The 25,428-nt window shown below is 61.7% G+C and carries 40 protein-coding genes and 1 pseudogene; 16 read left to right on the forward strand and 25 right to left on the reverse strand.

Translation table 11 applies throughout. The features are described 5' to 3' along the window. Nucleotides 1-16: 16 nt before the first annotated feature. Both P9A16_RS33835 and P9A16_RS33840 read right to left on the reverse strand, forming a co-directional pair. Nucleotides 17-247, reverse strand: coding sequence for a hypothetical protein (locus P9A16_RS33835; protein WP_278026466.1), 231 nt, complete (start codon nucleotides 245-247; stop codon nucleotides 17-19). A gap of 46 nt (nucleotides 248-293) precedes the next feature. Further along, nucleotides 294-854, reverse strand: coding sequence for a lytic transglycosylase domain-containing protein (locus tag P9A16_RS33840; protein ID WP_050746481.1), 561 nt, complete (start codon nucleotides 852-854; stop codon nucleotides 294-296). 79 nt (nucleotides 855-933) lie between these two features. Here P9A16_RS33840 and P9A16_RS33845 point away from each other — a divergent pair, with 79 nt between their 5' ends. After that, complete coding sequence (locus P9A16_RS33845; RefSeq protein ID WP_050746480.1) at nucleotides 934-1,563, forward strand: hypothetical protein; 630 nt, start codon at nucleotides 934-936, stop codon at nucleotides 1,561-1,563. Beyond that, nucleotides 1,553-2,062 carry a thermonuclease family protein gene (locus P9A16_RS33850; RefSeq protein WP_156334160.1) on the forward strand — a complete coding sequence of 170 codons (510 nt, stop codon included), beginning with the start codon at nucleotides 1,553-1,555 and terminating at the stop codon, nucleotides 2,060-2,062. The genes P9A16_RS33845 and P9A16_RS33850 overlap by 11 nt, the downstream gene beginning before the upstream one ends. Here P9A16_RS33850 and P9A16_RS33855 read toward each other — a convergent pair. Continuing rightward, nucleotides 2,009-2,269: a hypothetical protein gene (locus P9A16_RS33855; protein WP_156334159.1), complete on the reverse strand. Its 261-nt coding sequence runs from the start codon at nucleotides 2,267-2,269 to the stop codon at nucleotides 2,009-2,011. The two genes, P9A16_RS33850 and P9A16_RS33855, sit on opposite strands and share 54 nt — an antisense overlap. 455 nt (nucleotides 2,270-2,724) lie before the next feature. Here P9A16_RS33855 and P9A16_RS33860 point away from each other — a divergent pair, with 455 nt between their 5' ends. Continuing rightward, nucleotides 2,725-3,531 (forward strand): hypothetical protein, encoded by an 807-nt coding sequence (locus P9A16_RS33860; RefSeq protein WP_156334158.1) that lies wholly within the window; start codon nucleotides 2,725-2,727, stop codon nucleotides 3,529-3,531. A 126-nt stretch (nucleotides 3,532-3,657) separates the two neighbouring features. Here the strand turns inward: P9A16_RS33860 and P9A16_RS33865 are convergent, their stop codons facing one another. Further along, nucleotides 3,658-3,807, reverse strand: coding sequence for a hypothetical protein (locus P9A16_RS33865; protein WP_226923758.1), 150 nt, complete (start codon nucleotides 3,805-3,807; stop codon nucleotides 3,658-3,660). Here P9A16_RS33865 and P9A16_RS35875 point away from each other — a divergent pair. Continuing rightward, a complete protein-coding gene (locus P9A16_RS35875) occupies nucleotides 3,763-3,885 on the forward strand; it encodes a hypothetical protein (protein WP_226923756.1) in 123 nt (40 codons plus the stop codon). The two genes, P9A16_RS33865 and P9A16_RS35875, sit on opposite strands and share 45 nt — an antisense overlap. 12 nt (nucleotides 3,886-3,897) lie before the next feature. On the opposite strand, the gene P9A16_RS33870 is transcribed toward P9A16_RS35875, so the two are convergent. Continuing rightward, nucleotides 3,898-4,416, reverse strand: coding sequence for a DUF6428 family protein (locus P9A16_RS33870; RefSeq protein ID WP_050746477.1), 519 nt, complete (start codon nucleotides 4,414-4,416; stop codon nucleotides 3,898-3,900). Between the two features lie 43 nt (nucleotides 4,417-4,459). On the opposite strand from P9A16_RS33870, the gene P9A16_RS33875 reads away from it, so the two are divergent. Continuing rightward, a complete protein-coding gene (locus P9A16_RS33875) occupies nucleotides 4,460-4,828 on the forward strand; it encodes an ArsR/SmtB family transcription factor (RefSeq protein WP_050746476.1) in 369 nt (122 codons plus the stop codon). Beyond that, on the forward strand, nucleotides 4,794-6,038 hold the full coding sequence (gene arsK / locus P9A16_RS33880) for an arsenite efflux MFS transporter ArsK (protein WP_088016577.1): 1,245 nt from the start codon (nucleotides 4,794-4,796) through the stop codon (nucleotides 6,036-6,038). The genes P9A16_RS33875 and arsK overlap by 35 nt, the downstream gene beginning before the upstream one ends. On the opposite strand, the gene arsH is transcribed toward arsK, so the two are convergent. The 6 genes from arsH to P9A16_RS33910 are packed head-to-tail and all read right to left on the reverse strand — an operon-like array spanning nucleotide 6,030 to nucleotide 9,549. Further along, the gene (gene arsH / locus P9A16_RS33885; protein WP_278026467.1) at nucleotides 6,030-6,740 is read right to left on the reverse strand and encodes an arsenical resistance protein ArsH; all 711 of its coding nucleotides are present in this window, start codon (nucleotides 6,738-6,740) and stop codon (nucleotides 6,030-6,032) included. The two genes, arsK and arsH, sit on opposite strands and share 9 nt — an antisense overlap. Continuing rightward, complete coding sequence (gene arsC / locus P9A16_RS33890; protein ID WP_050746474.1) at nucleotides 6,733-7,155, reverse strand: arsenate reductase (glutaredoxin); 423 nt, start codon at nucleotides 7,153-7,155, stop codon at nucleotides 6,733-6,735. Before arsC ends, arsH begins: the two co-directional genes overlap by 8 nt. A 2-nt stretch (nucleotides 7,156-7,157) precedes the next feature. Next, nucleotides 7,158-8,216: an ACR3 family arsenite efflux transporter gene (arsB, locus tag P9A16_RS33895; RefSeq protein ID WP_050746473.1), complete on the reverse strand. Its 1,059-nt coding sequence runs from the start codon at nucleotides 8,214-8,216 to the stop codon at nucleotides 7,158-7,160. Next, nucleotides 8,216-8,743, reverse strand: coding sequence for an arsenate reductase ArsC (locus P9A16_RS33900; RefSeq protein ID WP_050746472.1), 528 nt, complete (start codon nucleotides 8,741-8,743; stop codon nucleotides 8,216-8,218). Before P9A16_RS33900 ends, arsB begins: the two co-directional genes overlap by 1 nt. A 15-nt stretch (nucleotides 8,744-8,758) precedes the next feature. Continuing rightward, nucleotides 8,759-9,199, reverse strand: a complete 441-nt coding sequence (gene arsN2 / locus P9A16_RS33905) for an arsenic resistance N-acetyltransferase ArsN2 (RefSeq protein WP_050746471.1) — start codon at nucleotides 9,197-9,199, stop codon at nucleotides 8,759-8,761. After that, entirely contained in the window at nucleotides 9,196-9,549 is a 354-nt protein-coding gene (locus P9A16_RS33910; RefSeq protein ID WP_050746470.1) for an ArsR/SmtB family transcription factor, read from the reverse strand. The genes arsN2 and P9A16_RS33910 overlap by 4 nt, the downstream gene beginning before the upstream one ends. Before the next feature lie 11 nt (nucleotides 9,550-9,560). Here P9A16_RS33910 and P9A16_RS33915 point away from each other — a divergent pair, with 11 nt between their 5' ends. From P9A16_RS33915 to P9A16_RS33930, 4 genes are all read left to right on the forward strand, one after another. Then, on the forward strand, nucleotides 9,561-9,728 hold the full coding sequence (locus P9A16_RS33915; protein WP_256364427.1) for a PepSY domain-containing protein: 168 nt from the start codon (nucleotides 9,561-9,563) through the stop codon (nucleotides 9,726-9,728). Continuing rightward, the gene (locus P9A16_RS33920) at nucleotides 9,725-10,279 is read left to right on the forward strand and encodes a cytochrome b/b6 domain-containing protein (RefSeq protein WP_082342772.1); all 555 of its coding nucleotides are present in this window, start codon (nucleotides 9,725-9,727) and stop codon (nucleotides 10,277-10,279) included. The genes P9A16_RS33915 and P9A16_RS33920 overlap by 4 nt, the downstream gene beginning before the upstream one ends. A 97-nt stretch (nucleotides 10,280-10,376) precedes the next feature. Then, nucleotides 10,377-11,072: a VIT1/CCC1 transporter family protein gene (locus P9A16_RS33925; protein WP_050746469.1), complete on the forward strand. Its 696-nt coding sequence runs from the start codon at nucleotides 10,377-10,379 to the stop codon at nucleotides 11,070-11,072. Between the two features lie 2 nt (nucleotides 11,073-11,074). Continuing rightward, nucleotides 11,075-13,054: a heavy metal translocating P-type ATPase gene (locus P9A16_RS33930; protein WP_082342770.1), complete on the forward strand. Its 1,980-nt coding sequence runs from the start codon at nucleotides 11,075-11,077 to the stop codon at nucleotides 13,052-13,054. 21 nt (nucleotides 13,055-13,075) lie between these two features. Here the strand turns inward: P9A16_RS33930 and P9A16_RS33935 are convergent, their stop codons facing one another. Beyond that, a complete protein-coding gene (locus tag P9A16_RS33935) occupies nucleotides 13,076-13,801 on the reverse strand; it encodes a universal stress protein (protein ID WP_050746467.1) in 726 nt (241 codons plus the stop codon). Between the two features lie 344 nt (nucleotides 13,802-14,145). Here P9A16_RS33935 and P9A16_RS33940 point away from each other — a divergent pair, with 344 nt between their 5' ends. Then, nucleotides 14,146-14,388 (forward strand): hypothetical protein, encoded by a 243-nt coding sequence (locus tag P9A16_RS33940; protein WP_082342768.1) that lies wholly within the window; start codon nucleotides 14,146-14,148, stop codon nucleotides 14,386-14,388. Nucleotides 14,389-14,635: 247 nt separating this feature from the next. Here P9A16_RS33940 and P9A16_RS35755 read toward each other — a convergent pair. From P9A16_RS35755 to blh, 7 genes and pseudogenes are all read right to left on the reverse strand, one after another. Next, a pseudogene (locus P9A16_RS35755) lies at nucleotides 14,636-14,921 on the reverse strand (SOS response-associated peptidase family protein); the annotation flags it as partial. Between the two features lie 128 nt (nucleotides 14,922-15,049). Next, on the reverse strand, nucleotides 15,050-15,799 hold the full coding sequence (locus P9A16_RS33945; protein WP_082342766.1) for a sulfite exporter TauE/SafE family protein: 750 nt from the start codon (nucleotides 15,797-15,799) through the stop codon (nucleotides 15,050-15,052). A 203-nt stretch (nucleotides 15,800-16,002) separates the two neighbouring features. Next, nucleotides 16,003-16,782, reverse strand: coding sequence for a sulfite exporter TauE/SafE family protein (locus tag P9A16_RS33950; protein ID WP_197284035.1), 780 nt, complete (start codon nucleotides 16,780-16,782; stop codon nucleotides 16,003-16,005). Continuing rightward, the gene (locus tag P9A16_RS33955; protein WP_050746464.1) at nucleotides 16,779-17,210 is read right to left on the reverse strand and encodes a YeeE/YedE family protein; all 432 of its coding nucleotides are present in this window, start codon (nucleotides 17,208-17,210) and stop codon (nucleotides 16,779-16,781) included. Before P9A16_RS33955 ends, P9A16_RS33950 begins: the two co-directional genes overlap by 4 nt. After that, nucleotides 17,207-17,617, reverse strand: coding sequence for a YeeE/YedE family protein (locus P9A16_RS33960; protein WP_050746463.1), 411 nt, complete (start codon nucleotides 17,615-17,617; stop codon nucleotides 17,207-17,209). The genes P9A16_RS33955 and P9A16_RS33960 overlap by 4 nt, the downstream gene beginning before the upstream one ends. Next, nucleotides 17,614-17,961: a sulfite-sensing transcriptional repressor BigR gene (gene bigR, locus P9A16_RS33965; protein WP_088016576.1), complete on the reverse strand. Its 348-nt coding sequence runs from the start codon at nucleotides 17,959-17,961 to the stop codon at nucleotides 17,614-17,616. Before bigR ends, P9A16_RS33960 begins: the two co-directional genes overlap by 4 nt. Continuing rightward, nucleotides 17,952-19,250, reverse strand: a complete 1,299-nt coding sequence (gene blh / locus P9A16_RS33970) for a bifunctional sulfur transferase/dioxygenase Blh (RefSeq protein ID WP_050746461.1) — start codon at nucleotides 19,248-19,250, stop codon at nucleotides 17,952-17,954. The genes bigR and blh overlap by 10 nt, the downstream gene beginning before the upstream one ends. Nucleotides 19,251-19,588: 338 nt before the next feature. Between blh and P9A16_RS33975 the strand changes: the two genes are divergently transcribed. Next, complete coding sequence (locus tag P9A16_RS33975; protein ID WP_278026468.1) at nucleotides 19,589-19,987, forward strand: hypothetical protein; 399 nt, start codon at nucleotides 19,589-19,591, stop codon at nucleotides 19,985-19,987. Nucleotides 19,988-20,031: 44 nt separating this feature from the next. Here the strand turns inward: P9A16_RS33975 and P9A16_RS33980 are convergent, their stop codons facing one another. Next, nucleotides 20,032-20,457 carry a hypothetical protein gene (locus P9A16_RS33980; RefSeq protein ID WP_278026469.1) on the reverse strand — a complete coding sequence of 142 codons (426 nt, stop codon included), beginning with the start codon at nucleotides 20,455-20,457 and terminating at the stop codon, nucleotides 20,032-20,034. A 124-nt stretch (nucleotides 20,458-20,581) separates the two neighbouring features. Continuing rightward, on the reverse strand, nucleotides 20,582-20,845 hold the full coding sequence (locus tag P9A16_RS33985) for a helix-turn-helix domain-containing protein (protein ID WP_050746458.1): 264 nt from the start codon (nucleotides 20,843-20,845) through the stop codon (nucleotides 20,582-20,584). A gap of 52 nt (nucleotides 20,846-20,897) precedes the next feature. Here P9A16_RS33985 and P9A16_RS33990 point away from each other — a divergent pair, with 52 nt between their 5' ends. From P9A16_RS33990 to P9A16_RS34000, 3 genes are all read left to right on the forward strand, one after another. Continuing rightward, complete coding sequence (locus P9A16_RS33990) at nucleotides 20,898-21,407, forward strand: hypothetical protein (protein WP_278026470.1); 510 nt, start codon at nucleotides 20,898-20,900, stop codon at nucleotides 21,405-21,407. 33 nt (nucleotides 21,408-21,440) lie between these two features. Then, entirely contained in the window at nucleotides 21,441-21,770 is a 330-nt protein-coding gene (locus P9A16_RS33995) for a single-stranded DNA-binding protein (RefSeq protein ID WP_256120082.1), read from the forward strand. Nucleotides 21,771-22,386: 616 nt separating this feature from the next. After that, nucleotides 22,387-23,235, forward strand: coding sequence for a DUF932 domain-containing protein (locus P9A16_RS34000; RefSeq protein ID WP_278026471.1), 849 nt, complete (start codon nucleotides 22,387-22,389; stop codon nucleotides 23,233-23,235). A gap of 199 nt (nucleotides 23,236-23,434) precedes the next feature. Here the strand turns inward: P9A16_RS34000 and P9A16_RS34005 are convergent, their stop codons facing one another. After that, complete coding sequence (locus P9A16_RS34005) at nucleotides 23,435-23,614, reverse strand: hypothetical protein (RefSeq protein WP_278026472.1); 180 nt, start codon at nucleotides 23,612-23,614, stop codon at nucleotides 23,435-23,437. A gap of 35 nt (nucleotides 23,615-23,649) precedes the next feature. Between P9A16_RS34005 and P9A16_RS34010 the strand changes: the two genes are divergently transcribed. Next, nucleotides 23,650-23,907 (forward strand): hypothetical protein, encoded by a 258-nt coding sequence (locus P9A16_RS34010; RefSeq protein WP_278026473.1) that lies wholly within the window; start codon nucleotides 23,650-23,652, stop codon nucleotides 23,905-23,907. Nucleotides 23,908-24,131: 224 nt separating this feature from the next. Here P9A16_RS34010 and P9A16_RS34015 read toward each other — a convergent pair whose 3' ends face one another. From P9A16_RS34015 to P9A16_RS34025, 3 genes are read right to left on the reverse strand one after another with little or no spacing between them, the layout of a single operon-like run. Beyond that, a complete protein-coding gene (locus P9A16_RS34015; protein WP_336620644.1) occupies nucleotides 24,132-24,434 on the reverse strand; it encodes a DUF7673 family protein in 303 nt (100 codons plus the stop codon). Between the two features lie 11 nt (nucleotides 24,435-24,445). Then, complete coding sequence (locus P9A16_RS34020; protein ID WP_278026474.1) at nucleotides 24,446-24,853, reverse strand: type II toxin-antitoxin system PemK/MazF family toxin; 408 nt, start codon at nucleotides 24,851-24,853, stop codon at nucleotides 24,446-24,448. After that, the gene (locus P9A16_RS34025; protein ID WP_064334353.1) at nucleotides 24,834-25,085 is read right to left on the reverse strand and encodes a type II toxin-antitoxin system Phd/YefM family antitoxin; all 252 of its coding nucleotides are present in this window, start codon (nucleotides 25,083-25,085) and stop codon (nucleotides 24,834-24,836) included. The genes P9A16_RS34020 and P9A16_RS34025 overlap by 20 nt, the downstream gene beginning before the upstream one ends. Nucleotides 25,086-25,428 lie beyond the last annotated feature (343 nt).

Consider the following 25,428-nt stretch of genomic DNA (forward strand, 5'->3'; position numbering starts at 1 on the left):
CTTCCATCACGATGGATTAACTCCGGCGACTGGCAAAACTTGCCTGCGGTGTCGCGCAGCCAGCAAAAGCCTGCCTCTCGTCGCCAAAACGTCCGGTGCTATGCATTAAGGCGGCTAGAATGCCTTCGACCGGCGCGGCCGACTGCGCATAGGCCAATTCAGGGACCAGCGCGGCAGAGGTCGCCAGCAGGGCCAGCGATAAGAGGGCCTTACCGCGCGGACGCTGCGGGATCGTGGGAATGCTCATTTGAATGTCCTTCTGATTTTGGGAGGATGTGGTTGGGGGACCAGCTCTAATCGGCGGTCCAGACGTGTTGGTCGCGCCAGGGGGAGGGCGCGAGCGCCACCGTCTCCTTGCGGGCATCGCTATTCCCGCGGCGCTTTTCCTCGGCCGCCGATGCCTTGGCGTTCAGCGTCCAGCGGTTCATCACCTTGACGATGTACTGGGCTGTCTCGTTGAACTCGGGGATGCCCCCCTTCTGGTAGACGCGCTCCGGACCGGCATTGTAGGCGGCCAACATCAGCAGGGGATCGTCGAACTCGCCATAGAGCTTCTTGAGGTAGCGGACGCCGGCGCGAATGTTCGATTCCGGATCGCAGCGGTCGGTGACGCCATAGTCGGAGGCGGTCTCGGGCATCAGCTGCATGATACCGACGGCGCCGGCGTCTGAGACCTGGTGCCTGCCGCCGGAACTCTCGACATCAACCACCGCGAGCGCCAGGTCGGGGTCCAGTTCTTCCTCTGTGGCGATGGTCCGCACCAGTTCCAGCACCCGGTCGCTATCGACAGAACCGCACGCTTGCGCGGTCGTAGCCGACGTCGAGAGGAGGAGAAAAATCAGGGTGGTTTTCAATTCGTTTATCCGGGTTGTCGCATCGAATAGTAAACTATAGTTAATTCGTATGGGATTCCTCTGTCAATTCGGAAATGGCATGGCTGCTATGCGACAACAACTCAAAGTAATCGGATTCGCCCTCATATCCCTCACGGGAGACGCCGCCACAGTCACCATGGCGCAGGGCGAAAATCCCTACGGGGAACCGCCTCCGGAATACCTCCGCCAATTTGTGGAGCAGGGGACGAAGGCATTCGTGCTGGAGCGTTTCGACGCCGATGGAAACCTGGTGGCGAGGTCGATCGAGAAGCTGAATGGGAGTGTCGAGATCGACGGCCCGGTCGAGCGAAGCATAGCGGGGCAAAGGATCAGTTTGCGTGGGCTGACCGCCTGCCCAACCGAAAACGTCGTTTATAATCGCGTGCAGACATGGCGTTGCACCGACGCGGCGCGCGACTACGCCGAGACGGTCTATAACAGGCGTGCCAAGGTCATTCTCTGCAAGACCCTGGTGCTGACCCCGGCTGAAAACGAGACGACCCCGGCGTCATGCTTCGTTCTCGTTGGTGGCGAAGGGGAGCCCTTCAAGACGGTCAATGACGATGACAGCATGGTGTTTCTCGGACTGGCGTCCATCGGACGAACACAGGACGGGCGCAGCCGTCGGCCTGACCTCGAAGCGTCGCAATCTCTCTCACGATCGATGGGGTTCCAGAATGCGGATTGAATTTTCGATGGTCATCGCCATGTTGGTCGCGTCCACAGCCGTTGCGCAGGACAAGGCCATTTCATTTCCGTCTGACGTAAGCTTTGAGACTGGCGATACCTGGGCTTACGAAGGCCGAAAATACAGGGTTTTCGGCGTTCAGGCATGTCTGCGCGGCACGACTTTTCGTTCCTCTGATGGTGACGAGGTCGACTGCGGGATGCGTTCGATCGCATCGATAGCAGCGCTGTTCTCGACGGGTTCGATCGGTTGTCAGCCTGTCGGCAACGCCAAGGATGGCGCCACGTTCGTCGTCTGCGCAGCCGAGATCGATGAGATGACGGTCGATGTCGGAACGGCGCTCATATCGTCGGGCGGGGCATTTGCGGCCGTGTTCCCTTCTGGCGCGCCGGTATCGGCATCCTACGCGATCGCGGAGAAAGCCGCCAAAGACAGCCGCGCCGGCCTATGGGCGGGGCGCTTCGTTCATCCCGTCTCCCTGCTTCTGGGCGAGCAATGACCAGACCTCCGAAAGATCGATGTGAAGGCATTCCGTAATCATGGCGACTTCCCGCAGGGTCATGAGCTGCCATGCGCCTTCCTGCAGAAGCTCCAATCGCTCTTCAGCAATGCCGGTCAGTTCGGCAAATTCATGAGGTTTGGTGTCGCGGCGCCTTAATTCGTCTGCGAGGAATTGCACAAGCTCTACAGCACTTTCACTGGCCATTTGCGGTCATCCTTTCCGGTCACCGGCACGACGGTTTCGCGTCGTTGTGGTGCGGGTTTGCTTTGCCTGCATGCGCGCTCGCCAGTGCGAAGTCGGGCAAGGCGATGTCGGAACGGACGGGTGTGATTCCCCCGGCCGAATGTCTCGCTCAACCTTTCCACGAGTGAAAAGCGGCGTTTTCGCGGCAGCCGCTGATTATGTTTGTCCGGCGAGTAAATTATAATTAACTTGGTGACTCGCCTTGTGGGCGAATGAGCCAGGGAGGTTTCATGCCGTAGACAAAATAAAACCCGCCTCGGAGAGACGGGTTCAGTGACACACGGAGATGTGCGCAAAAGTCTTATAGCCAATGATTTTTTCGCACATTGATGAGGCCGCTGCAAGTTAATTCTTGCCACGAATACGTGCGTCCTGCGTCCTGGATTTCTCTCCGCTGACCACAACGAGGAGAGAAAATGCTTGTTGCATCACCAGCGGCCTACGGGCCGAACCTATTGTCGCGCCTACTCGCCGCGCGCACCCTCCAGCAGATTGACGACTGCGCGAAATCCGCCTGGATACTGAATGGGGAGGGGCTCGTAGACGACCGCGAGATGGCATATCTAGCCCCGGTCATCGAGCATCAGCGGCGCGCGATCCGCGCGCAACCTTGGCGTCTGGGCGATCCGATTGGTCATCTAAGACCGACGACGGCCAAGCCGGTTCACCGACGCCCGTCAATTCCCGCAGACAGGCGAGCTGCATCCTGGGTGCGCCGCCGCTCGCTCGCCAAAAACTGCATCATCCCGACTTGCATCGCCGGAAGGTTGACAATCAGCAAGCTTGCCGTGCTTTCGGTCATTGCCCGAGCGGTGATGGACCGTGGAAGATCGAATATGTCTCTCCCTGAGATCGCCGCACGCGCTGGCGTCGGATGCACAACAGCGCGGTATGCCATTCGGGATGCCTTGCGAATGGGGCTGATCAGCGTGTCCGAGAACCGGATCAACGGATTTTGGAGCCGCCCCAACACGATCAGGATCGTCTGTGGTCGTTGGCTTCGATGGCTGAAGGAGCATGCAGGGTTTTCGCCACGGAGAAAATCGGACGACGGAATTGCTGTCGATTGCGTCGGCACCCCCCTCAGAAATCTGATCCCCACGATTGAAATTATTTCATTCTCGCTGCGAGGCGCGGTTCATCATCGATGGGGAGCGCGTGCAAATGTGCCTTACTGGCGCGGGGATACATGCCTTGATAGGGGAGTGAGGGCTTTGGAATAGCATTGCGCTGGTTTCACGGAACCTCTGGTCATCGAACTTCCGGCTAGTGGAAGTGGAGCACCGCTCGCAATACATGATGCTGAAGCCCACCTTGCCGAAGCCGTCCGCGATGATCATTCCGTTCCGTCATGTCGAGACTCCATTCGAGTTCAGCTGGGAAGAATGGTCCTCGGTGTAGTGCTCGTTGAGGCGAAACGCCGGCTTGATCAGTTCCAGCCCGTCGGCTTTACGATCGGATGGAATGTCGGAGCCACCGGCGGCCAGCACATCTTCCATGCCCATATGCATGTGGTGTGTCGCTACGAAAGAGACGCCAAGGCTGGTCTCGGCATCCGCGACTTTCTGCGATCCTAGAAGGCGCGACCGTCAGGCGCAGCACTTTGAGCCGCCCGTTGCCGGCGCGCAGCAAGAGTTCGTTGCGGTCGCCTGCTCCGCCAGCCATCGGTCGCGCGGCTTGCAGCTCGACGGCCGCGCCGCCAGCGCCACCTCTAACCTGCCGTCTGCCAAGCGCGGCGACGATGCGCAATAGAGCGCCATCGGCCGCTTCCCATCGCTGACCTCAAAGGTGAGCTTGGCCGCCGGATCGAGCCGAACGTGATCAGAAACCTTGCGGATGATCGCGGAGAACTTTCCTGCAGGCATGTGGCTCCTGCCGTCCTCGTAGATATCCCAGAGCTGGACGAACATCTCCGACCAGGCTTCCGGATTGGCACCGCAGTCGAGCGCCGAGAATGCACCCGCCTTGACCTCGGTGACATGATAGCCTGCCTTCACCGGCTGACCATCGTAGAGAAACACCAGCGACGCCTCGGGCGCAGCCGCAAGGCCGTCAAGAAGCTGGCCAAGCGTGATATCGGACGAAACAGCCTTGTCGATCGCATTCATGTGCGATACTCCTATTGTTCAATGATTCAAGGATTATTGAAATATGAATGAGTGTCAAGCCCTCACATCATTCGCGGCCCTGTCGCAGGAAACCCGCCTCGCCATCGTCCGCACGCTGGTCGTCGCCGGACCGGATGGGTTGGCCGCCGGGCTGATCGCCGAGCGCATGGGCGTCTCGCCCTCAAATGTGTCGTTCCATCTGAAAGAGCTGGAGCGATCGGGCCTTATCGCGCAGCGGCGAGAATCTCGCTCGATCGTCTATAGCGCCAGCTACGATGCGCTGGCCGATCTCGTAAAATTCCTGATGGAGGACTGCTGCGCTGGCCATCCGATGGTCCGAGAGGGTGTCGAGCGATCCGATGGCTGCTGCAAGACGGATGTTGCCCGGAGCGAGGGCGACGTCATTGCGTGATCGGAAGGTACCTGTCGGCATTGTTGCCGCACTCGGCCTGACCCAGATCATCGGCTACGGCACCCTCTACTACAGCTTCAGCATCCTGGCGCCTGGCATGGCCGCGGATCTCGGCATCACCGTCGCGCAGGTTTTTGCGGTCTTCTCGACCTCGCTGTTCGTTGGCGGCCTGTCAGCGCCCTATATCGGCCGGCAGATGGATCGCATCGGCGCCGCGACGGTCATGGCGATCGGCTCGGCATTGTCCGCACTGACCTTGATCTTGTGCGCCTGGTCGCCATCGGTGGCAGTCTTCGCGCTGGCCATCGTCCTGTTGGAGATATCGTCCGGCATGGTCCAGTACCAAGCCGCTTTCGCGGCACTGGTCGAGGCCGATCCCCGGTCAGCGTCACGCAGCATCACTTATCTCACCCTGATCGCGGGATTTGCCTCGACGATCTTCTGGCCGATTGCCACGGCGCTGCTCGGCTATCTCTCGTGGCGGGAAATCTACCTCGTCTATGCCGTGCTCAATCTTGCTGTCTGTATGCCGTTCCATGTCTGGATCATGCGGAAGGGAAAGGTAGCGGCAGCCGGCGGGCAAAGACCTATGCGCGAGCCTGTCGTCGGAGCTGTTCCGCGCGAGCGTCGGCGCGGTACGGTGGTCGTCGTGTCGGCTGCATTCGCGCTGCTGAGCTTCACCCTTGGCGCGATGCTGGCGCATATGGTGCCGATGCTCGGGTCGCTTGGCTTCGGAAGTGCCGCCGTCGGCATCGGCTCCCTGTTCGGTCCGGCGCAGGTTCTTAGCCGCCTGATCAACATGATCTTTGGAACGCGCCTCGCGCCGCCGGGCCTCGCGGTTCTCTCCGCAGTCTTCATGGTGCTGAGCGTCGTTATTCTGGCGCTGTCCGGCAACTGGCTCCCCGGCGCGGTCGCCTTCTCGATCTGCCTCGGCCTCGGATCGGGCATCAACAGCATCGCGCAGGGAAGCTTACCGCTCTACCTGTTCGGCTCGGATGGCTATGGTGCGCTCACCGGCAAGATGGCCGCCTCGCGGCTGGCTGCCGGCGCAGCAGCGCCGTTTGCCTTCGCGGCGACGATGGAGCAGTTCGGCATAGGCGCATCGCTCGTCCTGAGCGCCGCGCTTGGCTCGATCGGTATTGCGGCGTTTGTCGCGGTAGCGATGGCGACGAAGCGGAGCCTCGTCACCTCGCCAAGCCCGTCAAATTGACCGCAGCGATACCCGCTTCTCAAGCTCGGCCGCCTGTTCCTTGCGCTCGCTGTAGCGGTCGGTGAGATAGGCCGAAGCATCGCGCGTGAGAATGGTGAACTTCACCAGTTCTTCGCAGACGTCCACGACCCGGTCGTAATAGGACGAGGGCTTCATCCGGCCGTCGGCGTCGAATTCCTGATAGGCCTTGGCGACGGAGGACTGGTTGGGGATGGTGATCATCCGCATCCAGCGGCCGAGAATGCGCATCTGGTTCACTGCATTGAAGGACTGGCTACCGCCCGACACCTCCATAACGGCAAGCGTTTTGCCCTGCGTCGGCCGGACCGATCCGACCGAGAGCGGAATCCAGTCGATCTGGGACTTCATTATCCCGGTCATCGCGCCGTGGCGTTCCGGGCTCACCCAGACCTGCCCTTCCGACCATTGCGAAAGATCGCGCAATTCTTGCACCTTCGGATGGCTCGCCGGCGCTTCGTCAGGGAGCGGCAGGCCCTTCGGGTCAAAGATACGAACCTCGCATCCAAGGCGTTCGAGCAGCCGGCGGACCTCGAATGCGAGCAGGCGGCTATACGACACCTCACGCAGCGAGCCGTAGAGGATCAGGATGCGCGGCTTATGCGTTGAGAACGCCGGACGCAGGGCATCGAGATCTGTCGAATATAGGTGATCGCCCTGCAGTGCTGGGAAAGTGTCAGGCAATGCGCTTTCCTTCCTGGTCGAGGATCTGTTCACCGTCCTCCTTGAAGAACGGTCCCCTGAAGGTGTCGGGCAGGATGTCGAGCACCGCCTCGGACGGACGGGCGAGCCGGGTGCCGAGCGGTGTCACGACGAAGGGGCGATTGATCAGGATCGGCGTTGCGATCATCGCGTCGAGCAACTGCTCGTCAGTCAGGTCTGGGTTGTCCAGACCGAGTTCGGCATAAGGCGTGCCTTTCTCGCGAATGGCTTCCCGAACGTTCAAGCCAGCGTCCGCGATCATCGTCGCAAGCTGCTCGCGCGTCGGCGGGTGCTGCAAATACTCGATGACAACAGGTTTGATCCCGGCAGCGCGGATCAGCGCCAGCGTGTTGCGGGACGTCCCGCAGGCGGGGTTGTGATAGATGGTCGCGTCCATGGTCAGTGCCTTTCGGTGGCGGTGGTTCTGGAAACAGCGGGGGCGGCCTCGTACCAATCTTTCGAGCGGTTCACGATCCACACGACCGAGAGCATGACCGGAACCTCGATGAGAACGCCAACGACGGTGGCGAGTGCTGCGCCGGACTGGAAGCCGAACAGGCTGATGGCTGCGGCAACTGCAAGCTCGAAGAAATTGCTGGCGCCGATCAGGGCTGACGGGCCGGCAATGCAATGCCGCTCACCGGTCATCCGGTTGAGTAGATAAGCCAGCCCGGAGTTCAGATAGACTTGGATCAGGATCGGCACGGCGAGCAAGCCGATGACGGCTGGCTGGGCGATGATCTGTTCACCCTGAAAGGCGAAGAGCAGAACCAGCGTCGCAAGTAGCGCCACCAGTGAGATCGGCTGCAACCTTGCCAGCACGCCATCCAGTGCCCGGGCCTTACCGCCAACCGTGAGGCGGCGGCGGATGACCTGCGCGATAATGACGGGCACGACGATATAGAGGGCGACGGAAAGAACGAGCGTATCCCAAGGCACGGTGATCGCGGAGAGGCCGAGCAGCAAGCCAACGATCGGAGCAAATGCGACGACCATGATGGCATCGTTCAACGCGACCTGAGACAGCGTGAACAATGGCTCCCCGCGCGTCAGGTTGCTCCAGACGAACACCATAGCGGTGCAGGGAGCCGCGGCGAGAATGATCAGTCCGGCGATATAGGAGTCGATCTGGTCGGCAGGCAGGTATGGGCGGAACAGCCAACCGATGAACAGCCAACCGAGGACGGCCATGGAGAACGGCTTGACGGCCCAGTTGATGAACAAGGTCACGCCGATACCGCGCCAGTAGGTGCCGACCTGCGCCAGAGACCGGAAATCGATCTTAAGCAGCATCGGAATGATCATCAGCCAGATCAGGATCGCGACGGGAATGTTCACCTTGGCGACCTCGGCCGCGCCGATGATCTGAAAGAGACCGGGCATGAGATGGCCGAGGGCGACACCGGCGATGATGCACAGGAACACCCAGATGGTCAGATAACGCTCGAACGTGGACATCAGGCGGACTTTCCTTGCGGCGACGTCGAACCTTCCATCGCACCGATCTGGCGAAGCTTGGTCTCAAGCGCCATGTGATCGAAGGATGCCAGCGGCAGGCTGACGAACGCCGCGATCCGGTTCTTGAGGAAACGCGCGGCCTGAGCGAAGGCGCGCTGGATCTCGATGTCCGAGCCAGCGACGGCGGCGGGGTCTTCGACACCCCAATGGGCGGTCATCGGATGGCCGATCCAGACCGGGCAGGCTTCGCCGGCGGCGCTGTCGCAGACGGTGAAGATGAAATCCATCTGCGGCGCGCCGGGCTCCGCGAACACATCCCAGCTCTTCGACGAGAAGCCCGTCGATGGATAGCCCAGCGCTTCCAGCTCCTTCAGGGCATGCGGATTGACTTCGCCCTTCGGCTGGCTGCCGGCGGAGAAGGCTTTGAATCGTCCGCCGCCCTCCTTGTTGAGAATGGATTCGGCGAGAATAGAACGAGCGGAATTGCCCGTGCAGAGGAACAGCACGTTGTAGGTCTTGTCGGTCATGGTCGTGGTCCGTGGTTAGGCCGGCGGCCGGGTGAGCCTCATGATGGTCGCCGACGATGGGCAGATGGAGGAAAGCTGACGGGTCGCCAACACGGCTGCGGGAACGCTGTCCCGCTGGAATTCAGAAAATCCGATGCGCGTGAAGAACGGCGCTGCACTCGTCGTGGCAAGGAAGACGTCGCCGGCCTGATCGAGACCCGCCACCGCCCGCTCGACCAAAACGCTTCCCAGTCCTTGCCCCCGATGATCGGGAAGCACGACGACCGAACGGAGGAGAAAATCGTCGCCGCAGCGCTCAACACCGATGAAACCGACAGCCCTGCCGTCCGATGACTGCGCCCTGAAGAAGGTGCGACCATGATCCTCGATGTCGTCGGTGGGCAGATGCGCTTCCGTCAAGGCTGCCTTGAGGCCAGCGTCGTTGCCCTCAATCTGCTCCAACCTGATCGCGCTCATAACACCTTCGCCTCCGGGGCGCAGCACGGCGTCAACTCGGCGATGAGCGGAGCGCAAAGCTCCGTCGATCCGCCGCAGCAGTCTTTGAGGAGGAACAGCGTCAGCTCGCGCAAGCCATTGAGGTCGGCCCGGTAGATGATCGATCTGCTCTGCCGCTCGCTCGTCACCAAGCCTGCCCGCGAAAGCGTTGCGAGATGCGCCGACATGGTGTTTTGCGGTACATCGATAAGGCGGGCGAGTTCGCCGGCCGGGATGCCATCGGGTTCGTGCCGCACCAGAAGCCGGAAGGTCTCCAGTCGCGTGGTCTGTGCCAAGGCGCCGAGCGCTGCGATTGCTGTGATATTATCCATATATCCAGAATATCGGATATGTTTTCGATGTCAAGACGAATCCGGGCCTCGACGTCCGGCGGATAAAGGTCGAGAACGGCTGCTACGAGGTCTATGCGATCGATGCCAAGGGCGCCAAGGTCGAGACGATCTTCAATCCGCAGACCGGTGAACCGGTCGGCTCGGAAGGAGCGGAATGATGGCGCCACTCTCCCGAACCAGCGGGGCGGGGGAAAGCGTCAAGGTGTGGGACCCGCTCGTGCGGGTCTTTCACTGGTCGCTTGTCTGCCTCTTCGTTTTTTCCTTCGTTACCGGCGACGAATGGAAGAAGGCTCATATCCTCTCCGGCTATGCCATCGCAGGGCTGATCGCCCTGCGCCTGGTCTGGGGGCTGCTCGGGCCGCATCACGCCCGCTTCGCCAACTTCCTCTATTCTCCTCCGACGATCCTAGCGTTCCTCCGTGACAGCCTCGCCTTCCGCGCCAAGCGGTATCTCGGCCACAATCCGGCGGGGGGCGCGATGGTCGTCCTGCTGCTCGTTGCGGTGTCCGGTATCGTGACCACCGGCTACATGATGACCACGGATGCCTATTGGGGTGTCGGCTGCGTGGAGGATACGCATAAGCTCCTGGTCTATTCGACCATCGGGCTGATTGCCCTGCACATCGCCGGCGTCGTCTTCGCCAGCGTCGAGCACCGGGAAAACCTCGTGCGCGCCATGGTGACGGGAAGGAAGCGCCGCGAAGGTTGATGTGCGGCTGTCTATATGGCATGTATTTAGAATTATTCTAAATACATGCCTGACGTCATAATGCAACCACAGTAGATCTGCTGAAATCGGAGATGTTATGCGCGCCGTTCACAAGGAAAGCCACCTCATCGAACGTATCGGCTGGCTCCGCGCGGCGGTGCTGGGCGCCAATGACGGGCTGATCTCGACGTCGAGCCTCATCGTCGGTGTCGCGGCGGCGACCGCGGCATCGCAGGAAATCCTCGTCGCCGGTGTCGCCGGTTTGGTGGCCGGCGCGATGTCGATGGCGGCGGGGGAATATGTCTCCGTCAGCTCGCAAGCCGATACGGAACAGGCCGACATGGCGCGCGAGCGCCACGAGCTGGCCACCCAGCCGGAGGCGGAGCTGGCCGAGCTTACCGCGATCTACGAGCAGCGTGGCGTCTCACCGGATCTTGCCCGCCAGGTTGCCGAACAAATGATGGTGAAGGACGCCTTCGAAGCCCATGCACGGGACGAACTCGGCCTGTCGAGCCAAGTAATGGCGCGGCCTGTCCAGGCGGCGCTGACATCGGCGGTGACCTTCGCGACGGGCGCGGCCCTGCCGCTGGCGGTCGCCCTGCTGGCGCCGTCGGGAACGGTCGTCTGGGCTGTGTCCGTTGCCTGTCTCATCGGGCTTGCCGTCCTCGGCGCGATCGGCGCGCGTGCCGGTGGTGCTGGCATCTGGAAGCCGACCGTCCGGGTCGTCTTCTGGGGCGCGGTCGCCATGGCGTCGACCGCAGCCATCGGCGCGCTTGTCGGCCGGGCGGTCTGATCATGAAACGCCTGTCGTTCGATACGCCCACGGTGATGTCGCTGCTGACGGTGCTGGGCATGGTCCTCGCCACGGCTGGAACCTGGCCGCCGGCCGAGGGGCTTGCCGTCCTGCGCTGGCCGGGGCTGGCGCTCGTCTATCTCGCCGGCGGACTGCCGGCGACGGGGAGCGCGCTTCTGGCCCTGTGGCGGCAGCATGTCCTCGATATCGACCTCCTGATGGTGGTTGCCGCGGTTGCCGCGGCCGTCGTCGGAGCGCCGTTCGAAGGTGCGGTGCTACTGACGCTGTTCAGCGTGTCGACAACGCTCGAGCATCAGGCGCTCGGCCGCGCGCGCCGCGCCGTCGAGGCGCTAATGGCGCTTCGTCCCGAAACGGCGTTCCGCAGGCAGGCCGATGGCTCGGTGCTGGAGGTTCCCGCAGCGGAGCTTGCCGTCGGGGATGTCGTGATCCTGCGGCCCGGCGCCCGCGTGCCGGCCGATGGCGTCATCCTGCTGGGACGTGGTGGCATCGACGAGGCCAATATCACCGGCGAATCCATGCCCGTTTCCAAGGAGCCGGGCCAGCAGGTGTTCGAGGCCACCGTCAATCTGGACGGCATTCTGGAGGTGGAGGTCGCAAGAACGATCGGCGATAGCACGATCGCCCGCATGATCCGGCTGGTCACGGAGGCCCAGGAGGCCAAGGCCCCCTCCGAGCGTTTCAGCGCCTGGTTCGGACAGCGTTATACCGTCGCGGTTCTCCTCGGCGCCGCTCTCGCCTTCGCCGTTTTCTATGGGGTCGGGCGCGATTGGGAGCAGGCGCTTTATCGGGCCGCGACGCTGCTGGTCGCCGCCAGCCCCTGCGCGATCGTCATATCGGTACCGGCGGCGATCCTGTCGGCGCTTTCGGCGGCCGCGCGCGGCGGCGTTCTGTTCAAGGGCGGCGGCGCGCTCGAAACGCTGGCCGCCGTCAATATCTTCGCCTTCGACAAGACCGGCACCCTCACCAACGGCCGGGCGGCCGTGACGCGGATCGTCGCGCTGGACGCGGACGAATGCGGCTTCCTGTCGTTGCTCGCCGGGCTCGAAGCCCATTCCGAGCATCATGTCGCGGCGGCCATCCGCCGGGAGGCGGCTGCACGTGGCATCGCGCCGGCGCATGTCGTGGATGTCAGCGCGCGCCCAAGCGCAGGGATCGTCGGGTCGGATGCGCTTGGTGTCCTCTGGGCCGGCAATCTTCATCTCGTTCGGGACATGGGGGCGTCGGTTGATCACGCCCGGCTTCGGGAACTGACCGACAGCGCCGAGACCGTCGTCTATCTGGGACGAGGACCGGCTGTCCTCGGCGCCGTCGGAGTGGCGGACGAGGCGAGGGCGAGCTCGGCCCCGGCGCTCGCCGCGCTGCGGGCCGGCGGCGTGCGCCGCATCGTCATGATGACCGGAGACCGCCGGCCGGTGGCCCTGCGGATTGGCGGGCAGCTCGGCCTTGCTCCCGACGAGATCCACGCCGAAATGCTGCCGCAAGACAAGGTGCGCCATGTGGGGGACCTGGCGAGCGGCGGCACGGTGGCCTTCGTCGGCGACGGCGTCAATGACGCGGCCGCTCTTGCCCGCGCCGATGTCGGCATCGCCATGGGCGCGGCCGGCTCGGATGTCGCCCTTCAGGCCGCCGATGTCGCCCTATTGTCGGAAGACATGAAGAAGCTGGCCGATGCGCAGCGTCTGGCACGACGGACCGCCGCGATCATCCGGCAGAACCTCGTCGTCGCGATCGGCGCCATGCTGGTGCTGGTAACGGGCGGGTTGTTCTTCGATCTGCCGCTGCCGCTGGCGGTGGTCGGACATGAAGGCGGGACCGTGCTCGTGGTCCTCAACGGCTTGCGGCTGTTGTCGGATCCGATCCGGCGGCCAGTGGACAGGGCCGCATCCGTCCGTGCGCTGGAGGACGGGTTGGCGACGTCGCCACCGGTTGCGGCCACGTCGCCGGCCGACACGCCGGTATAGGCGCCGGCCGCGTTCTGCGGATCAACAGGACAGGAAGCGGGTGCGCGTGTTCTCTTCGAGAAGCAGACCCGTGATTCCGCCGAACACCCATTCCCGCAGGCGGCTGTGACCATAGGCGCCGGTGACGACGATATCGGCGTCGCTTTCGTCGACGAATTGCAGAAAGCCGATCGTTTCGTCGGCGCTTTTGATCATCTGCGGCCTGGCTTTTACATTGTGCCGGGCGAGATAGGAAACGATATCGGCGAGGCTCTGCCTCTCGGCCGGTGCGGGCTCCGGGGAAACGGAAACGACGGCGACGTCATAGGCGACCGATAGCAGGGGAAGTGCATCGGCAATCGCGCGGCGGGCCTCACGGGTGTCCTTCCAGCCGATGACGATCTTTCTTGTCGCAATCGCGTCCCGGTCCCTCCCGACCACCAGCAGCGGCCGGCCGGCGCGCAGGACGATGGCCGCCGGGTCCGCGCGCTCTTCGGCCGCCATCAATACGAGATCTGCGATACGGGCGGCGGCCACGACCGCCTCGGTCGGCGCCATTGTTTCGCCGCGCCATTCCGCCTCGATCCTGTTTGCCGCCAGATGGAGGAACGCGGCGCGGGCCTCCTCCATGCGCTCTGCGAGCGTTTCGGCGGCGCAAAGCCCGACGAGCCGCGCGCCCGAGCGGGATGCCAAATCGATGGCGGCCTCCGTTATCGGCTCGAACGGCCGGTCGATATCGAGATTGACGAGAATGGATCGATAAACCACGCGTAGATTCCTTCCGGTCCAGGTAAGCGGTCGGAAGCATAGCGCCGATAGCGCGGTAGATATTGATCCTGGTCAAGTATCGCGTAGGGCCTGCCAAAGGGCCGGGTCAGCCGCCCCGTTCCGCCTCCGGAGGCCTTACCTCGGATTGCGAGCATGCGCTCCACGTTCGCCGAGAGGATCGGGGGCAGGAACGGCCGCAGAAGTTCCAGCCGGGCGACGATTGCACCGTGAGCGGGTCCAGCAATTTCCCCGACGCCCCGGTGAAGACGGACACGTTTTAACGGGCCATTGCAAAGATTTTGGGCGCTCCTATCTCTTGCTAGAGATCGTTGGAGACACCCGCGATGAAGACCATCCCTATCGAAACTCTCATTTCCGACGCGGCTGAAATTATGTTGCCGCGGCGGTGCGCCAAGGCAACCCGACCGGCTGTGGCCTGTATCTGCTGCGGAAACGCTGATCGGGCAATGGACGACGACGGGTGCGGCATCTGCGATGCTTGCCTCGATGCGCCGCTGCAGGCGATTTGTAATCTGGAAGGATTTGATTTGCCGGAAGTCTTTCCTCATTTATCGCGGCGACGGTAGCCGTCGCGCGTTCGCAACCATACGGTTCGGAAGGGCGCTCTCCGAATGGGTCGAGCGCCCTTCGGCATTACTGGAAGGTGCGCCCGGCGGATCATGCGGGTCGCCGCGAGCGTTCCATCTGATTACCTCTCGCCTATCATTTCGATACCGCCGCGAAGCTCCACCACGAATATGTCCGGCGGCTCGGTGTCTTCGACGCGGACCTCGCGGGCGGGATAGGCATGGCTAAGCGGGAAGGACAGGCACATCAGCCGACGTGCTGCACGGACAGGGCACGGGCGGAAGCGGCCTGATCAGCGATTTTGCGGAGACGGAAGGGTCGAGCCAGTCCGCCCAGGTGTTTCGCTCAAGGATCACGATTTGCCGATCGTGGTAGGGAGCGATATCGGGGCCGGGCGGCATGGTGAAGGCCTCACCGACCTAATCGGTGGCCCGCCAGATGCCGACAATAGCAAAGATCAGCTCCGCGATCTTGCGAAATAGCCACTAATCCTTGCGTTTTTTTTGCCTTTCTCGGCCGGTTCGGTGAACTCAGTTATGCGGACCCCCTTTGTTTTTCCCGCGGCGTTTTTGGCGAGGTCCGCCTTGCGAAGCCTTCAATTCTACCTCAGCGCGGCGGGCCTCGATAGCAAACCATCGCAATTTTGGCGCCCGCGAGCCACTAATGCCGCCACACCTTCACTGCGGAGATCAGCAAGATGATCGCTAGGGCTGGCAGCAGTACCGCGTTCGGAACGATCCCGAGAAGCAAGCCGCCGACAAAGGTGCCGACAATCGAACCGGCAGCCATGATCAAGAGAAAGGCCTTGTTGCGGCTGATAACAGAGAAGCTCCGATCACGGCTATAGCGAGTGAACCCGACCAGCATGGTTGGCAGGCTTATGGCAAGCGAAAGGCTGCCACCGAGCTTGATGTCCGCTCCAAAGAGGAGAACCAGTGTCGGGATCAGTAGTTCGCCGCCCGCTACTCCCAGCAGTGATGCGACGATGCCTATGATGAAGCCGGCGAAAACACCCGCGATGAGCTGGCTGACGCCGGTCAACATCGGTTGGCCGGCTGTCGCGTCGTGCCCGAACACCAGGACGATCGCGATTGCCACGAGCATGATGGCGATAACCTTGTAGAGCGTCTCCGACCGCAGCTTTGTCGCCCAGCCTGCGCCGAACCAGGCGCCGATCAGGCTTCCGGCGAGAAGATTGAGGACGATCGGCCAATTGTCGGCGACGGCGCTGAACGGAACGGTTCCTGCCCGAAAAGGAAGCGCGGTCGCAACGACCACGAGGCTCATCGCTTTGTTGAGGATGACAGCCTCAAGCGCTGCAAAGTTGAAGAGCCCGATCAGGATTGGGAGGCGGAACTCCGCGCCGCCGAGCCCGATGAGTCCTCCAAGAGCGCCAATAATCGCGCCAATTGTGAATTAGCCCCGAAAGGCTCTCGTGTCGCCCCCCAATTTGAACGGACAGTTGGCATAAGCAGAAAGGCATAGCGTCTGAACGCTGCAACCTGCGTATGTCGGAGCGTTGGACCCAAGGTAGCACCTTGTCTGTAGCGCCCATTATTCCCGGCGTCGTGAGTGGAACGCCACGCACAGAGGCACCGTGGCGGACATTGTGATCAAGCCATCGTCGGCCCCCAGCTTCGGTAGAAGATGTAGCCAGCGACGACGAAGATGAGCGCCGCGAACAGACGGTTGAGTGTGTTCTTGTAGCCACTCAGTCGAGTTGCCAGCCTCATTCCGAGGATGCCGCCTGCGATGCCTCCACCGATGAACTCCGTTGCAAGCCACCAGTCCACCAGCCCGGATGCCGCATAGTTCAGCGCGGTCGCCAGTCCGAAGGCGCCGACGGACAGAAGCGACGTGCCGATCGCATTGATCATCGGCATGCCGGTTGCCAGCATCAGACCTGGCACAATCAGGAACCCCCCGCCGATCCCGAAGAAGCCTGACGCCGCTCCGGCGGCCAGCGCCACGGCTGCTGTGACAAAGCACATCTTAAGGTCGATCGGCCGGCTTTCGACCGACGGCGGCTTCCTGGGCTTAAGCATCAGGGCGCCGACGACGACCATCAGAATGCCGAACAGGAGAATCAGTCGGTCTCCGTCCATCGCCTTTCCGAGGCTGGAGCCTGCTAGCGCGCCGAGGACGCCGAGCGCTGCAAACACCGCGGCGCACCGCCACCAGACGTGTCCCTTGATTGCGTGGCTCGTAAAGTTCGCGAAAGCGTTGACCGAAACTGCAAGCGCACCGGTTCCAATCGCGACATGAGGCTGCGCGACTCCGACGACGTAGAGGAGGAGCGGGGTCGCCAGGATCGAGCCGCCGCCGCCGAGAAGGCCGAGCATGAAGCCGACGATCCCGCCGGAGCCGACAGCCGCTAGAACGGAACCAATCATGTTCTTCTGCTCCACGCTCTGTCGTAGACTGCCATACCGATTAACATGGCGGCGACGAACAACACCGTTTGTGGGATGCCAACCGATAGGGAGGCGACTGCAGGGCCGGGACAGAAGCCGCCGATCCCCCAGCCAATTCCGAACAAGGCCGATCCGATGAGCAGCGGCGCGTCGATCTTCCGGGTCGTGGGCACATGGAAACTGTCGTCGAAGGTGGGATGGCGCATCTTCTTCATCACCTGAACGCCGATGAAGGCGACAGCGACGGCGCCGCCGAGGACGAAGGCAAGACTTGGATCCCAGTTGCCGAAGACGTCAAGGAAGCCTCGGACGCGAACCGGATTGAGCATGCCCGAAAGCGACAGGCCGAAGCCGAAGACGATGCCGGATAAGAGGGCGGCGCCGAACTGATAGATGGTCCTGTTCATAGTCCGAAACCTCGTAGAATGGCGACCGCGACCACGCCCGCGGACAGGAATGTGGCAACGGCCACCATCGATCGCGGCGACAGGCGGGCAAGCCCGAGCACGCCGTGTCCGCTGGTGCAGCCGGATCCCATCCGCGAGCCGAAGCCGACCAGCAGTCCGGCCACGATGATCAGCGGCCAGGCTGTGATGATCTCAACAGTCGGCCAGCCACCAATGACCAGCAGGTAGACGAGCGGCCCGAGCAGGAGGCCAAGAACGAACGCAAGATTGGTGGTCAGGCCGACGCCTTGAGCCAGACGCCCGACAATGCCGCTGATGCCGGCAATCCGGCCGTTCAAGAGCAGGAGCATGACCGCGGAGGCGCCGATCAACATGCCGCCGCTCAGCGACTGGAAATAGATGCTCATGTCTCTTCCTTTACGCAGAAGATGTCATAGAGGGCGGAGACCAGCTGTGCGGCTTTCTCCTCGGTCAGGCGGTAGAAGATCTGCTTTCCCTCCCGCCGGGTTTCGACGATGCCAGAGCTCCGCAGCACGGTCAGATGCTGCGAAAGATGCGGCTGATGGACGTCAAGCTTTTCCTCGAGTTCGCCGACCGAGAACTCGCCCTCGACCAGCGTGCATACGATCATCAGACGCGCCTGGTGGGACAACGTCTTCAGAAGATCGGCGACGGCTCCGGCTCGGCCCGCCATCTCGGCGGGAGAGAGCCGCGCCTTCATCATTTTCTCTGAGTCGGTGCTCATTCCCATGCGGCTCCCTGCAATGCGTCGAGCGGAAACTTCAGGTAGCGCTTGCCGTTCGCTTCCGGCTCCGGCAGTCGCCCACCGCGGATGTTCACCTGCAGGGCATGCAGGATGAGCTTCGGCATGGGCAGCGTCTTGTCACGCTTCGTCCGGAGCGTCACGAACTGTTCTTCTGTCACGCCAGCAAGATGCTCGTTGAATTTCTTCTGCTCGGCCACGGTGCTTTCCCAGCGCGGAGCACGGCCGTCCGGCTGGTAGTCGTGTCCGGTGAAGATGCGTGTCTCGTCCGGGAGAGCGAGGATATCCTGAATCGACTTCCATAGGATGCGGACATCACCGCCGGGGAAGTCGGCGCGCGCCGTGCCGCTGTCGGGCATAAACAGCGTGTCATGAACGAAGGCCGCGTCGCCGACCACATAGGTGATCGAGGCAAGTGTATGCCCTGGCGAGAACATCACCTTGGTGTCGATGGAGCCGACCTTGAACGTCTCACCATGTGCGAAAAGCCGGTCCCATTGCGAGCCGTCGATCGCTAGCTCAGGCCAGTTGTAGATCTCCTTCCAGAGCTTCTGAACATCGACAACGCGTTCGCCGATCGCGGTTCTGCCACCGGTCTTCTCCTTCAAATACTGGGCCGCGGAGAAATGGTCGGCATGTGGGTGGGTATCGAGGATCCACTCCACCGTCAGGCCATTCTCCCGGACATAGTCGAGGATCGCGTCGGCGTTTATGGTGCCAGTGGCTCCGGCCTTCTCGTCGAAATCGAGCACTGGATCGATGATGGCGCACTTGCCCGTCGCTGGATCGGACACAACATACTGGACGCTCCAGGTGCGCCTGTCGAAGAAGCCCATCACCTTCGGGCGACGCGTTGCGTTCTGCTCGAGCCATGCCGCAGCTGCACTAGTGTCGAAGCCGTTGGCTCGTCCGAATTCGACGACGTCCTCAGCAGCCATCCGGCCGTCGAGGACCTCCCCGATCAGGTACAGGCTGAGAGATCTCGTGCCGGACTTGCAGTGTGCGAAAACCGGTCCGCCGGAGTCGTCGAGCGCCTTCTGGAACGACCGCACGTCCGCTTCGGTGATCGTGCCGAGCGTGACAGGAACGAAAGAGTAGGACAGGCCGCAATGCTCGCCCGCCTGTTTTTCGGCGTCCGTTCCCGGCTGGAGAGCGTCTTCGGCGTCCGGTCGGTTGTTGATCAGCGTCGTGAACCCCAAGCTGCGCAGGGACCGAATGACGTCGACGCTCGGCTGCGGCGAGACCGATAGCTTCTCAGAAATCTTGATGGCAGACATGCCTGACTCCATGTTTCGATACATTATACAATATAATATAATATATAATGAAGAAATTACAACGGGGTTCGATGACCAGATTGTCGCAGCGGGTTGTCGAGAATGTGCACCGGCCTACACCTGACGGCGTTGTGAGTTGCTCCGACTACTATGAGGCCTGCAGCACGCTGAAAATGCTGTCATTGTTTCGCGAGCGATATAAGCCGCGGTTCCATAATAGAACTTATGCGATATGTTATAACGTATCAAAATGAGCGTTTAGGCACCAGCGAGAATTGATCCGCTACCTCCCTTCGTCTATGTTTTTCGTTGACAAAAGACTTTGAAGGAGATCCGATATGGATGAGGCGAAAAAAGAACTCCCGCGCGCACCGACGTTCTGGTGGGAAAAAACGCTCTTCGCCTTGGTCTTGCTTCTGCCTTCGACGGTTTACCCGTTCGCGACCGCCTTTGATTCCACGATAACCCCGTTTGGCACGTCACTGGTCGTTGCAGGCACGGGGATCGTCCTCATCCTGCTGTCGATATTCAGGGATATCGGACCGACCTTCGTCGAAAAGGCCGAGGCCAGGTTCCAGAACCGTTACGCAGCGGACATCTACTCGATCCCGATGACCTTCGACGCGAAGCCGACACTCGTGCCGGGCTTCTCCCGGCTGAGAGCAACGCGCGCCGACAACAGCCAGACCATCGGCGCCTGGGCGTTAAGGTTCAACCACGGGCGTCAGGTCGCATGAGGCCCATCCATGGCAGAAGAGCTGAACGCCACAATGGCTGAGACCTATTTTATCGGCTTGCAGATCAGCGGCCGAAGCTCCTGCACGATCACGCCGGCTTTCGGCGAAAGCATCGCACCGATCCAGTTGTCCGAAAATGTTCCGGCCGCATCGGCCGGTGAAAGCCAGATCACCTCGTTTGTATCGAGTTCGATCTTCACCTCACTGCCGATCGGACTGCCGGCGACGGTCTGCACATAGTGGCGCTTGATCGGATGGGTCTTTCCCTGCGGATCGATCCACTGGTTCTCGCGATAAGCCACCGCGATCTTGCCCGCCTCCCCGCTCGATGCGCAATCGGTCGCCCGCTCGCATCGAATGACCGTCGAAAACGCGCAGGACCAGGTGAAGCCGCTGCGCCACATTGGATTGTCTGCAGCCGACGCCGTGGACGCCGCCAGGAGCAGCGCTGATATCACCGGGTACTTCAAGATGTTGATCCCCTTTTGTCCGAATGCCGTGTTCGGCATGAAACACCTAGGGGCGGTAATTAAATATAGTTTACGAAACGCGCAACTGCGTCAGCACGGCGGCAAGCCGTGCGGACGATCTATGTCAACCGTCGCTGGATTTGACACCCATCATCAGCTCTTGCAGCGGAACCTTCAAATTCGTGCTGATCCGGGTGATGACCTGCAGGGAAGGGTTCGCTGTCGCGTTGAGAATAGCGAAATAAAAGGGGCTGGTGATCTCACAGACGCGCGCCATCTCTTTTTTCGTCAGCTCACGCTTCTCCCGCTCGCGCTCCATGACCATCGCCATGTTTCGCAGGATCATCGTGCCAAGATCAGTGTCAGGCTTCTTACGCTTGCTCGCCATCGTCGGATAAACTATAATTTACGAATTAGTATATTGGATGAGAAGGTTGCCGATGTCTGCCAAAGCCACACCCGTAAACGTCATCGTCGGAATGCTTCTGACGGCCGCCGTGTTTCCCGCCCCGGCTTTCGCAAGCGAGTGGGGTTGCGAAGTCCTGCTGTGCGCTTCGTCGTCCAATCCATCCTGGAGGGGCGTGCCCGCCTGCCACCCGCCGATGAACCGGCTGATCTCCGCGATGAAGAAACCGGGGTTCGACTGGCCGACCTGCCATGAAGGAGGCACGGGAGCGCCGGGCTACGAGAGGTATGCGCAATGCCCGGAGGGCTATCAGGTCGGGAGCAGCAGGGACCGCAATGGCTTCGCCAGGAACGGCGACTTGTGCGTCAAGACAGTCAACGTTTGCCAGGGCAATACGCACGGTCTCTATAACTCTGATCGGCAGCGAAGCTGCATACAAACGGTCTCCATGTCCCGACCGCTCAGGTCAGAGCCTTACTATTTCGACATCAAGAATGACACCTCTGGCCAAACCGAGCGGCATTGGTTCGAGTTGCACAAATAAACGGTTTCGAGCAGTTAAGGAAGGTTTAAATCCATGCGAACTGTCAACCGTCACACCCTTCTTGGCCATGTCGGCAATATGATACCGCTCAAAAATGTGCTGAAAGTGAACATCGCGACCAATCGCGAATGGATGGCAGATGGGGATCGGAAAAACGCGACCGACTGGGTCCAGGTGACGATCCTCGACAAGAAGCAGGCCGAGTGGATCGAAGGCAACGTCGGGCAAGGCGACCTTGTCTATGTGGAATCCCGGATCTCGAATTCCAGCTATGAACGCGACGGGGAGCAGGTCTACACGACCGACGTCATCGCGCAGCTCTTCAACCTGGTTTCAAAAAGCCGGGTGCATGATCATTCCTAGACACGTTTGATCGGATCGAGGGCCATCGACCGCCTGCCGTGAGGACGGCGCGGCCGCGGCCGCAGCGAACCGGCCTTGCCGGTGAGCGGAGCAGGCGGAGGAAACCCGCGCTCCCCAATTGCGCCGTAGGGTTTTCCGGAGCCTCGTGCGAAACGGGCGTGCTTCCATGATTGTGATCTTCTTCGATATCCCGGTGGGCCACCGCCCGTTCCGGTCGGCCGCGCTCTATGCGAGCACGGAGCCAGCCGGAGGCCGTCTCCGCCGATCCCGGTAACGATCGCTTGTCCGTCGGCGGCTTGCGCCCCCGGCACTGAGGCCCGGCGACGGGCCGCATCATCTCTTTCGCCCCTGACATCGCCGGCCGCCCGGATCAAGGGGCAGGCGCGGCAAGCCGCTTGTCGCGTCGGGAAAAAAAACGGCTTTCACCGCTGCGCGCCGAACCTTCCGTTTTTTCCCCGCCACGACCCCTTGACCCGAACGACCGCCGCCATGGGGCGGGCTTCGCCCTCCCCCCTCTGTCCGGGGGAATGTCAGAGGCCATTCCCCCGGACAGACCGGGGAGGCTTCGCCCAAGGGGGCTTCCCCGGCGGGAGTTCGGGAAACATGGAGACAGAAAATGAGCATCTACACCCACACCGCCCGTTTCGACACCGGCCGCGCCCTGACCGAAACCGAAATGCGCAGCTTCGCGCCGTCCATCTTTGCCGTGACCGCCCATGAGAGCAGGTCCGAGCGTTTCAAACCCATCCCGACCATCGAGGTGTTGCGCCGCCTCATGAACGAAGGCTTCATGCCGGTCGGCGCCAAGCAGTCCCGCAGCCGCACTGAAGGCAAGGCCGACTTCACCAAGCACCTCATTCGCATGCGCCGCATCGATGACGGCAAGGTTTACAATGTCGGGGATACCGTCTGCGAAATCCTCCTCAAGAACGCCAATGACGGAACCAGCGCCTACGAATTGATGGCCGGGCTTTTCCGCGTCCGCTGCCTCAATTCCCTCGTGACGCAGACCGGCACCATCGACGCCATCAAGGTCCGCCATTCCGGCGACGTGCAGCACAAGGTCATCGAGGGCACCTATCGCGTTCTCGGCGAGGCAGAACGCACCCTTGCCGCCCCGCAAGATTGGTCGACCATGCGCATGAAGCCCGAGGAGGCTCAAATTCTGGCGGATGCCGCCCATGTTCTCCGCTTCGGAGACAATGAAGGCGAGACGACCACGCCGATCAAGCCGGAGCAGTTGCTTGTCCCGCGCCGCCACGACGACCGTGCGAACGATCTTTGGACGACGTGGAATGTGGTGCAGGAAAACGCCATCAAGGGCGGTTTGCGCGGCGTCGGTCGCGACGACCTCGGCAGGCCGCGCCGTGCGACGTCCCGCGCGGTCAACGGGATCGATCAGGATATCAAGCTGAACAAGGCCCTTTGGCTGCTTGGCGAGCGGATGGCCGCCCTGAAATCATGATCGGGACAATAGGAGTGCCGCCGGCAATGGCGGCGCTCGCATCCATCATCACCATATCGGAGGGTAGACCATGAAGCCCGCGCATCCAGTCGTCATCTCCAATAGTGGGGAGATCACTGGCCATGTCCGTCCCATGGCATTGGCCAATGCAATTCACTCTTGCTTTCCCTCGTCCTGGGGCGGCGCATTTTTCATCACCTTAAACAATATTCGCGATTGCATCGAAGCCGGAGACCGATGGTTTGAGGAAGAGACTCCCGAAGGATTCCGGATTTCCACCGATAGCGGCTTTTCCTGCATCGTTCGGGATCGCCTTCACTTTTGCTCCCTCCCCCGTACGGCCGCCGCGCTTGAAACAGTCCCAGACGATGAATCTCAAGTCGGGAGCCCCATTGCATCGAAAGGCGGTGACGCATGAATGCCCGCACGATCGGCATATTGCAGGCGCTGCGAAACTCGCATGGCCCAAGCTGGCTGGTGTCCTATACCTTGCCGAAGCCGGAGCCGGCATCCGAACGCCCGTCCGCTGTGATCGCTGTGACCGCCGACAATGGCGACATCTACGAAGCGACGAGGGCCTCGAAAAACGAAGCTTGGACGATCACTATCCCGAAGGGCAGGATCGGTTTGCCGGAACGGAGGCTGAGCTTCGCGCGCATATTAAGCGGCTGATTTCTACAGGGCCAGCGGCGAAAAACGCGCCATAGGCATCACGCCGCGCGGCCAGAAGGGATGCCCCGCCGAAAGGAGGGGCATCCCTTTGCATTTACGGGATTGAGAGACTGTTCCGCGCCGGCGCTCGTGTTCCTGTCCCTTGCCGCATCGAGCGGCGCCGGCCAGGACGAGGGGTGCCCCGGAGCCCCACCCCTCGAACTCCCTTCCCGCCCATAAGACCCTTAGCTCTGGCTCTCGGCCCAGATCTCGGGCCGCCAAGCCTCGATAAGAGCCTCGATCTCGGCTTGATACTCTTCGGGGTAGAATGCCTGGGACTGGCGGCCGAGGCAGACGAACACAGTCCCCATATCGGCGGCAATTACCTGATCCACGCCGAACAGGTCCGTCAGATCGAAGCCGCCGAGGCGGTCAGCATTCCACCATGCCAGAAGAAATGCCGCGACCCGTCGGGATTGCCCGGTGTCGCTTCTGGCGATTTTCAGAAGACGCTCGAATGCGGCGCGTTCATAATCGGTCATTGCCATGTCATTCCCCCCTATGATCGGTTGACGCCCTTGACCTGGCGGCTGGCGGAAGCTTGCTTGATCACGGCCGCGACCTTTTCCAGGAAAGCCGCGCTCACGCTCCCGATGGGCTTGGTCGAGTCGAAGTCGAATGCCTTGTCGAGTTCCACACGATTGTATTCATCAAGGATGATCCAGCAAGGAAAGGACAAGCCCACGCGGCGGCATTCCATTTCGGAGAGCGAAAGCGAAACGCGGTCGCTCTTTGGCTCCTGCGATGTGATCGGAAAGAGATAGACCGCGCCCGGATTGCCGGGCGTGCGCACGACAATGCAGACCGGACGCGCTTTGCGACCAGATTCTTCGCCCGCGCTTGCTTGCCGCGCCCACAGATAATGGAATCGGACGACCTGCCCCCGTTCAAACATCGCGACCCGCATCGTCGAGGATTGCGTCGATGCCGGTCATCAGCTCATTGTGGATCTCGTCGGGCGCGTCCTCCAGGCGGTACGCCTTGGCATGTGTCTCGCCCTTCAGGCGCTGATAGGCGTCGGCCGTCAGGATCACCAGCTTTTGCTTGCCGCGCTTGGTGAGCGCGACGGGCTCGATAAGGGCGGCTTCGAGGATTTCCCCGGATGCCCGATTCATGTCGGAAAAGGTGAACTGCTTCATCGTCAGCCTCGATTCTGGATATACCTAATATACGTATTCCATGCGAAATATGCAATGACATAGTTGGTTGGGCCACCGCCCGTTCCGGTCGGCCGCGCTCTATGCGAGCACGGAGCCAGCCGGAGGCCGTCTCCGCCGATCCCGGTAACGATCGCTTGTCCGGTCGGTGGCTTGCGCCCCCGGCACTGAGGCCCGGCGACGGGCCGCATCATCTCTTTCGCCCCTGACATCGCCGGCCGCCCGGATCAAGGGGCAGGCGCGGCAAGCCGCTTGTCGCGTCGGAAAAAAAACGGCTTTCACCGCTGCGCGCCGAACCTTCCGTTTTTTCCCCGCCACGACCCCT

It is taken from the genome of Shinella sp. 838 (genome assembly GCF_029623935.1).
In the GTDB taxonomy this organism is placed as follows: domain Bacteria; phylum Pseudomonadota; class Alphaproteobacteria; order Rhizobiales; family Rhizobiaceae; genus Shinella.